Here is a 13,650-nt window from a genome sequence, read left to right as displayed (position 1 = left end):
CTTTACAGGAGGGCGGCGGCCAGATTTAGTCAATCGACCAATTAACTCAAAATCCATCGAGGGGAAACGCCATGTTCAAGGAAAATCTTCTGGCCGGCCGGCGCATCCTTGTGACCGGTGGCGGCACCGGTCTCGGCAAGTCGATGGCGGCGCGCTTTCTCCAGCTCGGCGCCGAGGTGCACATCTGCGGCCGGCGCAAGATCGTGTGCGACGAGACCGCGACTGAGCTGATGGACCTCTACGGCGGCCGCGTCACCAGCCATGGCGTCGACATCCGCAACGCGCTCGCGGTCGAGGAGATGATCGAGAACATCTTTCGCGAGGGCGCGCTGACCGACCTCATCAACAACGCCGCCGGAAATTTCATCTCGCGCACGGAAGAGCTCTCGCCGCGCGGCTTCGACGCAGTCGCCAACATCGTCATGCACGGCACGTTCTACGTGACGCATGCCGTCGGCAAGCGCTGGATCGCCGCGAAGCAGCCGGGCAACGTGGTGTCGATCACCGTGACCTGGGTGCGCAACGGCTCGCCCTACGTGGTGCCGTCAGCGATGAGCAAGTCCGCGATCCACGCCATGACGATGTCGCTTGCGACCGAATGGGGCCGCCACGGCATCCGGCTGAACACGATTGCGCCGGGCGAAATTCCAACCGAAGGCATGAGCAAGCGCATCAAGCCGGGCGACGAGGCCGGCGCGCGCACCAAAGCGATGAACCCGATGGGCCGCGTCGGCAGCATGGAGGAATTGCAGAATCTCGCCGTGTTCCTGATCTCCGGCGGCTGCGACTGGATCAACGGCGAGACCATCGCCATGGACGGCGGGCAGGCGCTGGCCATGGGCGGCAATTTCTACCAGCTCCGCGACTGGAGCGACGACGACTGGAAAGCGGCGCGGGAGTCCATCATGGCGCAGAACGAGAAGGACCGGGCTGCGAGGGGCTAGGTCTCGTGCCCCGGACGCAACGCAGCGCGGGGCGCTTGCGGCGTGATGCGTTGCAGAGCCGGGGCCCAGCCTGCTCGCACGTGCGCGAAAGTGTGGGTCCCGGCTCTGCGCAGCAGCGCATCGGACGAAGCTTCGCTTCGCCGGGAGAGCGCTGCAGCGCGTCCGGGACACGAAACCGAAGCTCCCCTCCCCCGTATTGTCTTTACCTGCGGATGACGCCACACTCCGCGGCATAAAAACAAGACGCCACGGGAGAGACATGTCCACATCACAGCCATTGGCGAACCTCGCCGAGATGGTGCGCGAGCGCGCGAAGAGCCGCGGCAACGCCACCGCCTATGAGTTCGAGGGACGCCTCACCAGCTTTACCGAATTCGACGTCAAGACGAACAAGGTCGCCAATGCGCTTCTCGCGATGGGCGTCAGGCATGGCGACCGCATCGCCTATCTCGGCAAGAACAGCGACGTCTACTTCGAGCTTTTGATGGGTGCGATGAAAGCCGGCGTGGTGATGGCGCCGGTGAACTGGCGGCTCGCGGGGCCGGAAGTTACGTTCATCGTGGAGGACTGCAAGGCGCCGGTGTTGTTCGTCGGGCCTGAGTTCATCGCGCTGGCGCGCCAGATCAGGGACAAGCTGCCGAACGTGCGCAGCGTGATCACCACCGAAGGCGGCGCGCCGGAATGGCCCGATTTCACCGCCTGGCGCGATGCGCAAGAAGGCAACGACCCGAACGTACCGATCAACGCGAAGGACATTGCGATCCAGCTCTATACGTCCGGCACCACCGGCAAGCCGAAGGGCGCGATGCTGTCGCATGCGAACTTCCTCAATCTCGTTCAGACCGGAAATGCCCAGGACAAGCCTGAGTGGAACAGGTGGTCGACCGACGACGTGTCGCTGGTCGCGATGCCGATCTTCCACATCGGCGGCTCAGGCTGGGGTGTGATGGGACTCTATCATGGCGCCCGCGGCGTGATCGCGCGCGAGTTCGATCCGACAAAGGTGCTCGACTTCTTCGAGCTGTCGGGCATCACGAAACTCTTCATGGTGCCGGCGGCAATGCAGTTCGTGGTGCGCCAGCCGCGCGCAAAAACGGTCGATTTCTCGCGCCTGAAATACATGCTCTATGGCGCCTCACCGATCCCGGCGGCGCTGCTGAAGGAATGCATCGAGGTCTTCAAGTGCGGATTCGTGCAGATGTACGGCATGACCGAGACGACGGGCACGATCGTCGCGCTGCCGCCGGAGGATCATGTCGAGGGGCTGGAGCGGATGCGCTCCGCCGGCAAGGCGCTGCCGGGCGTCGAGATCGCGATCCTTGATGCCAATGGCAAGCCGCTGCCGCCGCGCCAGGTCGGCGAGATCGCGACACGCTCGGGCTCCAACATGGCGGGCTACTGGAACTTGCCGGAGGCAACCGCCGCGACGCTTCGCGCCGACGGCTGGCTGCGCACCGGTGATGCCGGCTACCAGGACGAGGACGGCTACCTCTACATCCATGACCGCATCAAGGACATGATCATCTCCGGCGGCGAGAACATCTATCCGGCCGAGGTCGAGAGCGCGCTGTGCGACCACCCCGATGTGGCAGAAGCCGCCGTGATCGGCGTGCCCGACGACAAATGGGGCGAGGCGGTGAAGGCGATCGTGGTGATGAAGCCCGGTAAGGAGGCCAGCGCCACCGACATCATCAATTTCACCCGCGAACGGATCGCCGGTTTCAAGACCCCGAAGAGCGTGGAGTTCATCCCCGCGCTGCCGCGTAATCCGTCAGGCAAGATTTTGCGGCGACAGTTGCGCGAGCCGTATTGGGCGGGCAAGGATCGAAGGGTGAATTGATTCTCGCTCGTCGTCTCGGGGCGCGCGCAGATTCCGTAGGGTGGGCAAAGGCGCGAAGCGTCGTGCCCACCATCCCACCGCGTCTTCGGCAGAAGTGGTGGGCACGCTTCCGCCTTCGCCCTTCGAGCTACGGCGGATGAGTCGCTTTGCCCACCCTACGACTTCGCGCCTCAATGCTTCCCCGGGCCCATATACCCGAACAAAAATCCCGCCACCTTCCGCATCTGGATCTCCTCGCTCCCCTCCGTGATGCGGTAGCGTCTGTGATGCCGGTAGATATGCTCGAAGGGCTTATGGCGTGAATAGCCCATGCCGCCATGGACCTGCATGGCGCGGTCGGCGGCTTCGCAGCAAAGGCGGTTTGCCCAGTAGTTGCACATCGAGACGCGGTCGGAGAGCGTTCGCTCGATCTGCTCCTCGGTGAGCCCATCCATTTCCCACGCGGTCTTGCGGATCAACAGGCGCAGCATCTCGGCTTGGGTGGCGAGTTCGACCAGCGGGAACTGGATCGCCTGGTTCTCCGCGAGCGCCTTGCCGAAGGGCTTTCGCTCGCGCGCGTATTTGACACTTTCGTTGATGCAATAGACCGCAGCGCCGAGCGAGCTTGCGGCCTGACGGATGCGGTTCTGGTGCACGAAGCACTGCGCGAGCGACAGGCCGCGGCCGACCTCGCCGAAGAGCGCGTCCCCGGGCACGAACACGTCCGTAAAACTGACACGGGGATGGTCCGTCGGCATGTTGAAGGTCCACATGTACTCCTCGACCTTCACACCATGGCTGGTCGCCGGCACCAGGAAGCAGGTGATGCCGCGCGCATCGCCATCATTGCCTGACGTGCGCGCGAACAGCGCGCAATGGGTCGCGACGTGCATGCCGGTCGTCCACATCTTCTGGCCATTGATGATCCAGCCCTTGACGTTGTCGCGCGTCGCAGCAACGGCACGCGTCTCCATGTGGGTGGCATCCGAGCCGTGATGCGGCTCGGTCAGGCCGAAGGTGATGCGATACTTGCCTTTGATCGAGCCGTCGATCATCGCCTTCTGGTCGTCGCGACCGTAGCGGTCCAGCATGGTCACGACCGGGAAATTGCCGACGATGGAATGCTCGTTCTGAAGATCGTTGTGCAGGCCGAGACCCTTTGCGGCGAAATGTTCGCGAATGACGGCCATCCAGAGGTTGGAACCGTCCTTGCCGCCATATTGCCGGGACACCGCGAAGCGCAGATGGCCGGCGGCATCCGCGCAATCCTTCGCCCTGCGCAGCAACGCCTCCCATTCATGCCGCGGCAGGCCGCCATTCTCGAAATCGGTGCGCGCCCATTCGCGGCGATGATCGAAGAAGCGGATGTTGTCGTCGGCCTCCTCCATCGGCCTGATCTCGCGTTCGATGAAACGGTCGAGCTCTCCGAGGTAGGCGACGAGATCGGCAGGCAATGAGAAATCCACGGCAGTCTCTCCCGGAGCTATCTTGTTGTTTTGCGTTAAGGCGCTACGCGCTTTTTGCTTGCCTCGAATAAGGTGAGAAGAGCGCTGGCAAGTCAAGCAAGCCGAGAGGCGCCGGTTACGCAATGCGCGCTTGCGCAATTGGATGGTGCTGAGGTCCGGCCGCGCGTTAGTATGGCGATCAATTCCTTCCAACAGAAAATGCGGGAGCGATCATGGAGCTGAAATTTTCCAAGGTGGAACGCAAGGGTCCGCTCACCATCGTCACGCTGTCGCGGCCCGAGGTCTACAACGCGCTGCATATCGATGCGCATTTCGAGCTCAACAAGGTGTTCGACGATTTCTCGGCAGACCCTGCGCAGTGGGTTGCGATCGTTACGGGAGCCGGCGACAAGGCGTTCTGCGCCGGCAACGACCTGAAATGGCAGGCGGCGGGAGGAAAACGCGGCTGGGACAAGGGCGGCTTTGCCGGCCTCACCTCGCGCTTCGACTGCGACAAGCCGATCATCGCCGCCGTCAATGGCGTCGCGATGGGCGGCGGCTTCGAGATCGCGCTCGCCTGCGACCTGATCATCGCCTCGGAGAATGCGACCTTCGCGCTGCCCGAGCCACGCGTCGGCCTCGCCGCGCTTGCCGGCGGCCTGCATCGTCTGCCGCGGCAGATCGGATTGAAGCGCGCCATGGGCATGATCCTCACCGCGCGCCACGTCAGCGCCAAGGAGGGCCTTGAGCTCGGTTTCGTTAACGAGGTGGTGCCGCAGGGCGAAGCGCTCGCGTCAGCGTTGCGCTGGGCGGAGATGATCACCAAGAACTCGCCAATGTCGATCCGCGCGTCGAAGCAGACCATCCAGAAGGGGCTCGCCGTGTCGTTGGAACAGGCGATCGAGGAGCAGCGGGAGTACCCGGCGGTGAAGGCGATGGTGGCCTCGCAGGATTACATCGAGGGGCCGAAGGCGTTTTCCGAGAAGCGGCCGCCGAAGTGGCTGGGACGGTAGGGCTCTGCGCCTGTCATGGCGAGGGCCCTTTCACATCACCGGTGTCATGCCCCGCGAAAGCGAGGGCATCCAGTATTCCAGAGGCAGCGATATTCATAACAACTGCCGCGGCGTACTGGATCGCCCGGTCAAGCCGGGCGATGACGGCTGCGAATGGGGCTGGATCATCCACCCCTCGACAACTCCCGCTTGTACGATGCGTAATTCGGCTGATCGACGGCGAGCTTGTCCATCGTGGTCTGCCAGAGATGTTCGGCGAGCCCCGGCGTCGCAAGGTCCAGCTCGCCTTTCGCGATGCGCTCGGCGAGCGCGCGATTGAGCTCGGTCAACGCGCCGTCCATGCCGAGCAGCACGCGCAGCCGCGTCATCTCGCGCCCATCACTCCCCTCCTCCAGAGTCAACTGCCGCACAACGAGGTCGAGGGCGTTGATGGCGACGCGCAGCTTGAATGCCTGGTGGCCGGAGATCAGCGGCACGATCTCACTGCGGAGGAAATCGGCGACCGCATGGGTCAGCTCGATCGGGCTCGGCTCGTCCTGCATGCTCAGCTCCCTCGCGGCGCCAGCAGGCGCAACAGGTCGATTTCGGTCTCTGAGGCGCGGCGGCCGATCATGGCGCGCTCCATGGAATGATCGGGGCCAGCGCGAAACCGCTGCATCATGGCGCCGCACATCAATCCCCAGCGCAGCGTGCCCATCACTTCCCAGAACTTCACCCGCGCCGCATCGACCCTGCGGCCAGCAGCCTCGTAGCCGGCAAACATTTCCTCGCGTGGGCCGAAACCGCCGACCGGCTTGTCGATCTCGCCGAATCGCCAGGAGTTGACGCAGATCCAGCCGAGATCCTCCATGGGATCGCCAAGATGAGCGAGCTCCCAATCCAGCACCGCGCGCACGCCATCCGCCCCAATGATGAGGTTGCCGTTGCGGAAATCGCCGTGGACCAACGTCACCTCGTCGGACGGACCGGGATCGTGGTCACGCAGCCAGCGCAGCGCAAGTTCGAACACCGGTTTCGGCCAGTTGAAGTTGCGATAGTCGCGCTCCAACTCGTCGAGCTCCTTTCTCGCGGTCATGCGGCGAAGCTCCGGCAGCTCGGCTTGCGGCAGCTTATGCAGGCCGGCGAGGATGCCGCCGATCTGGCGCGCCAGCAGCGGGCGTGCCGCGGCGAACTCATCGTCCCGCAAGATCTTGCGGGCAATCGTCTCACCCTCAACCCGCTGCATGATGAACCCGGTGCCGAGATCGTCCTCCGCCGTCAGGACATGCAGCACGCGCGGCGACGGCACTCCCGCCTCGTATGCAAGCTGCATCAGCCTGGCCTCGGCGACGAAGCCTGCCGCTCGCGACGGCGCCACGCGATAGTCCCTCGACGCACGACGCAGGATCGCGCCAACGTTCCCATTGGGATGCAGAATGTCGAAGCGCCAGCTTTCCTGGTTGGCACCGCCGGACAGTTTTGCAGCCCCCGTGACGCCGGTTGCCCCAGGACACCAGCGCGCGACGCTACGCGAAAGCTCCGCCTCGATCATTTGCCTCTGATCATTTACCTCTGAATTTGGCCGGACGCTTCTCGAGGAAGGCGCCGACGCCCTCGCGGAAATCCTCGGTGTCACCCGCACGAAGCTGGCACTGGAATTCGAGATTGAGCTGCTCCTCGAAGGAATTTTCCGGGCTGTCCCAATAGAGCTTGCGGATCAGCGACAGCGCCACCGTCGGCCCGTTGGCAAGCTCATGCGCGAGCTTCATCGCCTCCTCCATCAGCGCGCCGTCGTCATGGACGCGGTTGACGAGGCCCCATTCCAGCGCCTTTTCCGCCGGCAGCCGCTCGCCCATCAGCGACAGCTCGATCGACCGCGCCTTGCCGACGAGGCGCGGCAACAACCAGGTCGAGCCGCAATCGGGCACGAGGCCGATGCGGCGGAAGGCTTGCAGGAAATAGGCCGATCGCGCGCATAGGATCATGTCGCCGAGCAGCGCAAAGCTCATGCCGGCGCCGGCAGCCGGACCGTTGACCGCCGTAACGATTGGACAGTGCAGATTGCGGATCCGCCGCAGGAACGGGTGAAAGCCGGTCTCGAGTGTCAGGCCGGCCTTGGTCTTCTTCGACTGATTGTTGCGGCCCTGCAAGTTCGCGCCGGTGCAGAACGCGCGCCCCGCGCCGGTCAGCACCACGCAGCGGACCTCGCTCTTCCGTTCCTCGATCTCGTCGAGCGCCTCCGTGAGCCCGCCCAGCATGTCCACCGACACGGCGTTCATGACCTCCTGGTGATTGAGCTTCAGAATGGCGACCGGCCCGTCGAAATCGAGCGCGACGTGTTTGAACTGCATGGTTTCCTCACCCCCGTTGCGGCCGCGATGTTCCGCAGACCGGAATTGCTTTTCGTCGGAGCGCATATTTGATTTTTGTCGGCGGCTTGTCCATGGTGATCGGGACATAGCGGACAATCTTGTGCGCACAGGCTGATGCGCGTCATGCCAAGAAACAGCGGGGAAACACCCATGACCATTTTCGATCTCACCGGCCGCGTCGCCGTGATCACCGGCGGCAATGGCGGTATCGGGCTCGGCATCGCGCAGGCGCTGGCCGCACAAGGCTGCAACGTCTCGATCTGGGGCCGCAACGCCGAGAAGAACAAGGCTGCCGTCGCCAGCATGGCCGGCTCGCCCGGCAAGGTCGATGCCCGCGTCTGCGACGTCACCGATCCTGCGTCAGTGAATGCGGCGATGAAGGCGACGCTCGACACGTTCGGCCGGGTCGACGGCTGCTTCGCCAATGCCGGCATCGGCGGCGGCGGACGGCGCTCCTTCATCGAACGCACCGAGGAAGAATGGAGCTCGATGTTTGCGACCAATCTCGACGGCGTGTTCCACGCCTTCCAGGCCGCGGCCAGGCACATGACCGACCGCGCCAATGCCGGCGATCCCTTCGGCCGGCTGGTTGCAACCTCGAGCCTCGCCTCGATCTTCGGCACCGCGCGTAACGAGCATTACGCCGCGACCAAGGCCGCGATCAACGCGCTGGTGCGCGCGCTCGGCGTCGAGCTGGCGCGCTACGGCGTCACCGCGAACGCGATCCTGCCGGGCTGGATCAGGAGCGACATGACCGCCGGGATCATGGCCAACGAGAAATTCGTCGCCAACGTGATGCCACGGATTCCGCAGCGGCGCTTCGGCGAGCCATCCGATTTCGGCGGCATCGCGGTGTACCTGATGAGCAAGGCATCATCCTATCACACGGCGGATACATTCGTGATCGACGGCGGCTATACCGCGTTTTGAGATTTGTAGGGTGGGTTAGCCGAAGGCGTAACCCACCATGGAATTATCCGCGTGAAAGAGATTGGTGGGTTACGCTTCGCTAACCCACCCTACAAACTGAGTCACAACAACAGGGGGAAAAGAGCAATGTTCTCGCACGTGATGATCGGCACCAACGATCTGGACAAGGCCAAGGCGTTCTACGACAAGCTGCTGGCGACACTCGAGGTGCGGCCGGCGCGGGTCGACGGCCATCGCATCTTCTACGTCACCAGGGCCGGCGTGTTCTCGGTGAGCAAGCCGATCAATGGCGAGCCTGCGACGCACGCCAATGGCGGCACCATCGGCTTTGCCTGCAATTCGCCCGAACAGGTCGAGGCCTGGCACGCGGCCGGCATCGCGGCCGGCGGGAAGACCTGCGAGAATCCTCCCGGCATTCGTGAGGGCGCGGCGGGCAAGGCTTACCTCGCCTACTTGCGCGATCCCGACGGCAACAAGATCTGCGCGATGCACCGGATGGTGTGAGCGGGCAATCGCTCCCGCCCAATCGAAGCTGTCATTCCCCGCGAAGGCGGGGAATCCAGTACGCCGCGGCCTCTCGTTGGACTCACTGATCTCACGGAGTACTGGATCGCCCGATCAAGTCGGGCGATGACGCCGGGGACTGCGGCGGGCATGGCGTTTCAAACGCTGTTTGATCTACATCGATTCAAAAAACCACGCTCGCGCTTTGACCTCGCCGCGTCTATTGTCGCGGCAATCGCGGCCCACTCAATCGGGAGGAACAAGAATGAAACACGCCTATGTGCCCCGCACCACCAACTACACGCTCAATCCCGGCGACGAGCTCAATGATCTCAGAATGTCTGACCAGGTCCGGCCGCTCTATGACCACGTGAAGAAGTTCATCCGCGAGACCGTCGAGCCGATGGCGGTGGAGTTCATCAAGCATGGCGAGAAGAAGGACGACCGCTGGAGCTTTACGCCGGGTCAGCTCGAGGTGCTGGAGAAGGCCAAGAACAAGGCCAAGGAGGAAGGCCTCTGGAACTTCTTCCTGCCCGATGACGACACCGGCCAGGGCCTGAAGAACCTCGACTACGCCTATATCGCCGTCGAGCTCGGCAAGAGCCCGCTGGCTTCGGAAACCATGAACTGCTCGGCGCCCGACACCGGCAACATGGAGGTGCTGGAGCGCGTCGGCACCAAGGCGCAGAAGGAGACGTGGCTGAAGCCGCTTTTGAACGGCGAGATCCGCTCGGCCTACGCGATGACGGAGCCGAACGTCGCTTCATCCGATGCCAAGAACATCTCGACCACTGCAAAGCTGGTCGGCGACGAATGGGTGATCAACGGCGAGAAGTATTACATCTCGGGTCTCGGCGATCCCCGCTGCAAGATCATGATCGTGATGGTCAAGACCAATCCCGATGCGCCGCCGAGCAAGCAGCAGTCGCAGATCCTGGTGCCGAAGGACACGCCCGGCGTCGAAATCCTGGGACCGATGCACGTGTTCGGCCAGGACCACGCGCCGCGCGGACACATGCATATGCGCTTCAACAATGTGCGCGTGCCCAGAGACAACATCCTGCTCGGCGAAGGCCGCGGCTTCGAGATCTCGCAGCTCCGCCTTGGACCCGGGCGTATCCATCACTGCATGCGCACCATCGGCAAGGCCGAGAAGGCGCTCGACATGATGGTGCAGCGCGGCCTCACGCGCGAGGCCTTCGGCAAGAAGATCGCCCATCTCGGTGGCAACCTTCAGATCATCGCGAGGGCGCGCTGCGAGATCGAGGCGATGCGGCTGATGGTGCTGAAGGCGGCAAAGGCCATGGACGTGCTCGGCAACAAGGAGGCGCGCGTCTGGGTCTCCATGGTCAAGGCCATGGTGCCGGAGCGCGCCTGCACCATCATCGACCAGGCGATCCAGATGCACGGCGCCACCGGCATCTCGCAATGGACGCCGCTCGCCGAGATGTACCAGGACGTTCGCCACCTGCGCTTTGCAGATGGCCCGGACGAGGTGCACTGGATGGTGGTGGGACGGCATGAGCTGAGCATGCCGTAAGCCTGTTGCTGTCGGTGGGCAAGGGCGCGCTCTTCGCGCGCCATGCCCACCATCCTTCCGCATTGGTTGACATGAGCGGTGGGCACGCTTCGCTTTGCCCACCCTACGACTACAACTCGTGGAGGGGCTTACGACGCAGCCGCCGTCTGAAGCTTGTCCTGCGTCTTGGTCTCGAAGTCGGAAGCGTCGTGACGCTCGTGCAATTGGCTTGCGGGGTCGCCGGAGACGCGGTTGACCATGCGGCCGCGCTTCACCGCCGGGCGCTTGGCGATCTGATCGGTCCAGCGCTGCACGTTCTTGTAGTCCTGCACGGACAGGAATTCGCCAGCGCCATAGACGAGCCCCTTGGCGAGCGCGCCATACCACGGCCAGACCGCGATGTCGGCGATCGTGTAGTCACCGCCCGCCAGGTACTCGCTCTCCGCAAGCCGCCGGTCGAGGACGTCGAGCTGGCGCTTGGTTTCCATCGCGAAGCGATCGATGGCGTATTCGATCTTGGTCGGCGCATAGGCGTAGAAATGACCGAAGCCGCCGCCGAGATAGGGTGCGCTGCCCATCTGCCAGAACAGCCAGGACATCGCTTCGGTACGCGTCTTGATATCTTTCGGCAGGAAAGCACCGAACTTTTCGGCAAGGTAGACCAGGATCGAGCCGGACTCGAACACGCGGATCGGCTCGGGACCGGAGCGGTCCAGCAGCGCGGGGATTTTCGAGTTCGGATTGATGGCGACGAAGCCGCTGCCGAACTGATCGCCCTTGCCGATATTGATCAGCCAGGCGTCGTATTCCGCGCCCTTGTGGCCGAGCGCAAGCAGCTCCTCCAGCATCACGGTCACCTTGACGCCATTCGGCGTGGCCAGCGAATAGAGCTGGAACGGATGCCGGCCGACCGGCAGCTCCTTGTCATGCGTCGGGCCTGCGATCGGCCGGTTGATGCTGGCAAACTGCCCGCCGCTCGGCTTATTCCAGGTCCAGACTTTGGGCGGCTCATAGGCGGGTGCGTCGGTCATGAAAAAGAGCTCCAGCGCGGAAGGGCGCGTGGGCTGTTAGCTAGCGATACCGGCGAGATTGGCAAGAGCGCCGGGTTGCATTGGCGGATGGGCGCCCTCCCCGTTTCGTCATGGCCGGGGTGCTCCGTCCGTCCGGCGCCTACACGCAAGAAGCCCATGGCGAAGCGGCTTTGCATGGTGGCGAGGCCAAGCCAGCGTTTTCGCCAAAGCAAGAGCAACGCGAAGGCGGCCGCCGGGGAGAGACAGATGAAATCGCCTATCTGCGAGATGCGGGGAATCAAGTTCCTCCTGTTCGCCTTCAGCCATTGCCGCGACGTCGTGGCCGCCGTGAGCCGCGCCGGCGATTTTGGCGTGCTGGGCGCCACCGTGCACACGCCGGCCCGCGCGGCCGCCGCGGGCAATGCGCGGGCACGCTACTTCGTCCAGAATCTTTCCGCGGAGACAGCCTGGATTGCTTCGCTTCGCTCGCAATGACGAAATAACCGACACCGTGAATTGGAAGTCATGACAGGCAAGACCAGCATCCCCCCAGACCGCGTTCCCGTCATCGTCGGCATCGGCGAGATCGTCGATCGTCCCAAGGAGATCACCGCGGGCCTCGAGCCGCTCGATCTTCTCGAACAGGCGCTCCGGCGGGCCGAAGAAGATGCTGGCGCAAGGCTGCTTGGCGAGGTGCAATCGCTCGACGTCGTCAACTTCCTGAGCTGGCGCTATCGCGATCCCGAAAAGCTGCTGGCGCGGCGGCTCGCTGTTCAACCTTCGCATTGCTACTACGGGCCGGTCGGCGGCGAGAGCCCGATCCGCTATCTGCATGAGGCGGCGCAGCGCATCGCGCGCGGCGAATGCAGTGTGGCCGCCGTCTGCGGCGCGGAGGCGCAATCGACCGCGACCAAGGCGGAACGCGCCGGAGCAAAACTGCCATGGACGCCGTTTGCGCATGACGTCGAAGAGCCGAAGCGCGGCGCAGCGTTCCAGAAGCCGCTCGCCGTGAAGCTCGGCGTGTTTCGTCCCGTCACGGTCTATCCCTTCTACGAGGCCGCATCCTCCGCGCATTGGGGGCAGACGCCGCGCGAGGCGATGGCGGAATCAGGCACGCTGTGGTCGCGCTATTCGGAGGCCGCCGCGCAAAATCCGAACGCCTGGTTGAAGCGGCGCTTTGCGCCGGCCGAGATCACGACGCCGACCGCGGACAACCGCCTGATCGCGTGGCCCTGCACGAAACTCATGGTCGCCAACCCAATGGTCAACATGGGCGGCGCGCTGCTGCTCACCAGCCTTGCGAAGGCGCGCGCGGCCGGCATTGCCGAGGACCGGCTGGTCTATCCGCTCGGTGGCGCCTCGGCCGAGGAGCCGCGCGACTATCTCCCGCGCGATCAGTTCTATGAGAGCCATCCGCAGAATGCGGTGCTGAAGGCGGTGATGGATCTCGCCGGCGGTGACGGCACGCAGTTCGACGCAATCGAGCTGTATAGCTGCTTTCCTTGCGTGCCGAAGATGGCGCGGCGGACGCTGGGGCTCGGGCCCGATGTGCAGCCGACCGTGACCGGCGGCCTTACCTTCTTCGGCGCACCGCTCAATAACTACATGACCCACGCGGCCTGCGCGATGGTGCGCAAATTGCGCGGTGGCGCGAAACTCGGCCTGCTCTACGGCCAGGGCGGTTTCGTCACCAAGCACCACGGGCTCGTGCTCTCGAAAACGCCGCCGCGCGCGGCGCTGGCGCAGGCCTCGAGTGTGCAGCTTGATGCCGACCGCAACAAGCGCGCGGTGCCGGAGTTCGTGACCGAGGCCTCAGGCCCGGGCAAAGTCGAGAGCTTTACGGTACTCTACGGCCGCAATGGCAACGTCGAGCACGGCGTCGTCATGCTGCGCACGGAGGACGACCGGCGAACATTGGCGCGCATTCCGGCAAGCGACAACGCGACACTGGCGCATCTGCTGAACATGGACCGCACGCCCGTAGGATCGCTCGGCGGGATCGCGATGGCGGAAGACGGCGTGCCCGAGTGGAAGGTGAGCTAAAGCGTGATGGCATTAAGTTCGATAGCCTGAATTTTTGAGGTAGTTGGCGCATTCCTCGGGGGTGAAGGCATC

General features: G+C 64.0%; 12 protein-coding genes and 1 pseudogene. 8 read left to right on the top strand and 5 right to left on the bottom strand.

From position 1 onward, the window contains the following. Window positions 1–71 precede the first annotated feature (71 nt). Entirely contained in the window at window positions 72–944 is an 873-nt protein-coding gene (locus tag SO140_RS21650; protein ID WP_449379616.1) for an SDR family oxidoreductase, read from the top strand. 259 nt (window positions 945–1,203) lie between these two features. Next, complete coding sequence (locus tag SO140_RS21645; protein ID WP_449379617.1) at window positions 1,204–2,784, top strand: fatty acid--CoA ligase; 1,581 nt, start codon at window positions 1,204–1,206, stop codon at window positions 2,782–2,784. 170 nt (window positions 2,785–2,954) lie between these two features. Here the strand turns inward: SO140_RS21645 and SO140_RS21640 are convergent, their stop codons facing one another. Beyond that, window positions 2,955–4,229, bottom strand: a complete 1,275-nt coding sequence (locus SO140_RS21640) for an acyl-CoA dehydrogenase family protein (protein WP_449379618.1) — start codon at window positions 4,227–4,229, stop codon at window positions 2,955–2,957. 212 nt (window positions 4,230–4,441) lie between these two features. Here SO140_RS21640 and SO140_RS21635 point away from each other — a divergent pair, with 212 nt between their 5' ends. Next, a complete protein-coding gene (locus SO140_RS21635) occupies window positions 4,442–5,221 on the top strand; it encodes an enoyl-CoA hydratase-related protein (protein ID WP_449379619.1) in 780 nt (259 codons plus the stop codon). A gap of 164 nt (window positions 5,222–5,385) precedes the next feature. Here SO140_RS21635 and SO140_RS21630 read toward each other — a convergent pair whose 3' ends face one another. The 3 genes from SO140_RS21630 to SO140_RS21620 are packed head-to-tail and all read right to left on the bottom strand — an operon-like array spanning window position 5,386 to window position 7,551. Continuing rightward, a complete protein-coding gene (locus SO140_RS21630) occupies window positions 5,386–5,763 on the bottom strand; it encodes a DUF6285 domain-containing protein (protein ID WP_449379620.1) in 378 nt (125 codons plus the stop codon). 2 nt (window positions 5,764–5,765) lie between these two features. Further along, window positions 5,766–6,752: a phosphotransferase family protein gene (locus SO140_RS21625; RefSeq protein ID WP_449379621.1), complete on the bottom strand. Its 987-nt coding sequence runs from the start codon at window positions 6,750–6,752 to the stop codon at window positions 5,766–5,768. Window positions 6,753–6,762: 10 nt separating this feature from the next. Beyond that, on the bottom strand, window positions 6,763–7,551 hold the full coding sequence (locus SO140_RS21620) for an enoyl-CoA hydratase/isomerase (protein WP_449379622.1): 789 nt from the start codon (window positions 7,549–7,551) through the stop codon (window positions 6,763–6,765). Between the two features lie 171 nt (window positions 7,552–7,722). Between SO140_RS21620 and SO140_RS21615 the strand changes: the two genes are divergently transcribed. The 3 genes from SO140_RS21615 (at window position 7,723) to SO140_RS21605 (ending at window position 10,546) form a co-directional block, all read left to right on the top strand. Beyond that, window positions 7,723–8,502, top strand: a complete 780-nt coding sequence (locus tag SO140_RS21615) for an SDR family NAD(P)-dependent oxidoreductase (protein ID WP_449379623.1) — start codon at window positions 7,723–7,725, stop codon at window positions 8,500–8,502. A 126-nt stretch (window positions 8,503–8,628) separates the two neighbouring features. Continuing rightward, window positions 8,629–9,006, top strand: a complete 378-nt coding sequence (locus SO140_RS21610; protein WP_449379624.1) for a VOC family protein — start codon at window positions 8,629–8,631, stop codon at window positions 9,004–9,006. 265 nt (window positions 9,007–9,271) lie between these two features. After that, a complete protein-coding gene (locus SO140_RS21605; RefSeq protein ID WP_498543083.1) occupies window positions 9,272–10,546 on the top strand; it encodes an acyl-CoA dehydrogenase family protein in 1,275 nt (424 codons plus the stop codon). Window positions 10,547–10,674: 128 nt separating this feature from the next. Here the strand turns inward: SO140_RS21605 and yghU are convergent, their stop codons facing one another. Next, window positions 10,675–11,556, bottom strand: a complete 882-nt coding sequence (gene yghU, locus SO140_RS21600) for a glutathione-dependent disulfide-bond oxidoreductase (protein WP_449379626.1) — start codon at window positions 11,554–11,556, stop codon at window positions 10,675–10,677. Window positions 11,557–11,802: 246 nt separating this feature from the next. On the opposite strand from yghU, the pseudogene SO140_RS21595 reads away from it, so the two are divergent. Both SO140_RS21595 and SO140_RS21590 read left to right on the top strand, forming a co-directional pair. Next, window positions 11,803–11,934 (top strand): annotated as a pseudogene (locus SO140_RS21595) (nitronate monooxygenase); the annotation flags it as partial. Window positions 11,935–12,060: 126 nt separating this feature from the next. After that, window positions 12,061–13,578, top strand: coding sequence for an acetyl-CoA acetyltransferase (locus SO140_RS21590; RefSeq protein WP_449379627.1), 1,518 nt, complete (start codon window positions 12,061–12,063; stop codon window positions 13,576–13,578). The last annotated feature ends 72 nt before the right edge of the window (window positions 13,579–13,650 follow it).

It is taken from the genome of Bradyrhizobium sp. UFLA05-108 (genome assembly GCF_059803455.1).
The sequence above is the reverse complement of the archived record's forward strand: the minus strand, read 5'-3'. Positions and strand labels throughout refer to the sequence as shown.

Coding starts and splice junctions, on each gene's coding strand:
- SO140_RS21650 (WP_449379616.1), top strand. CDS start 72: ATGTTCAAGGAAAATCTTCTGGCCGGCCGGCGCATCCTTGTGACCGGT.
- SO140_RS21645 (WP_449379617.1), top strand. CDS start 1,204: ATGTCCACATCACAGCCATTGGCGAACCTCGCCGAGATGGTGCGCGAG.
- SO140_RS21635 (WP_449379619.1), top strand. CDS start 4,442: ATGGAGCTGAAATTTTCCAAGGTGGAACGCAAGGGTCCGCTCACCATC.
- SO140_RS21630 (WP_449379620.1), bottom strand. CDS start 5,763: ATGCAGGACGAGCCGAGCCCGATCGAGCTGACCCATGCGGTCGCCGAT.
- SO140_RS21625 (WP_449379621.1), bottom strand. CDS start 6,752: ATGATCGAGGCGGAGCTTTCGCGTAGCGTCGCGCGCTGGTGTCCTGGG.
- SO140_RS21620 (WP_449379622.1), bottom strand. CDS start 7,551: ATGCAGTTCAAACACGTCGCGCTCGATTTCGACGGGCCGGTCGCCATT.
- SO140_RS21615 (WP_449379623.1), top strand. CDS start 7,723: ATGACCATTTTCGATCTCACCGGCCGCGTCGCCGTGATCACCGGCGGC.
- SO140_RS21610 (WP_449379624.1), top strand. CDS start 8,629: ATGTTCTCGCACGTGATGATCGGCACCAACGATCTGGACAAGGCCAAG.
- SO140_RS21605 (WP_498543083.1), top strand. CDS start 9,272: ATGAAACACGCCTATGTGCCCCGCACCACCAACTACACGCTCAATCCC.
- yghU (WP_449379626.1), bottom strand. CDS start 11,556: ATGACCGACGCACCCGCCTATGAGCCGCCCAAAGTCTGGACCTGGAAT.
- SO140_RS21590 (WP_449379627.1), top strand. CDS start 12,061: ATGACAGGCAAGACCAGCATCCCCCCAGACCGCGTTCCCGTCATCGTC.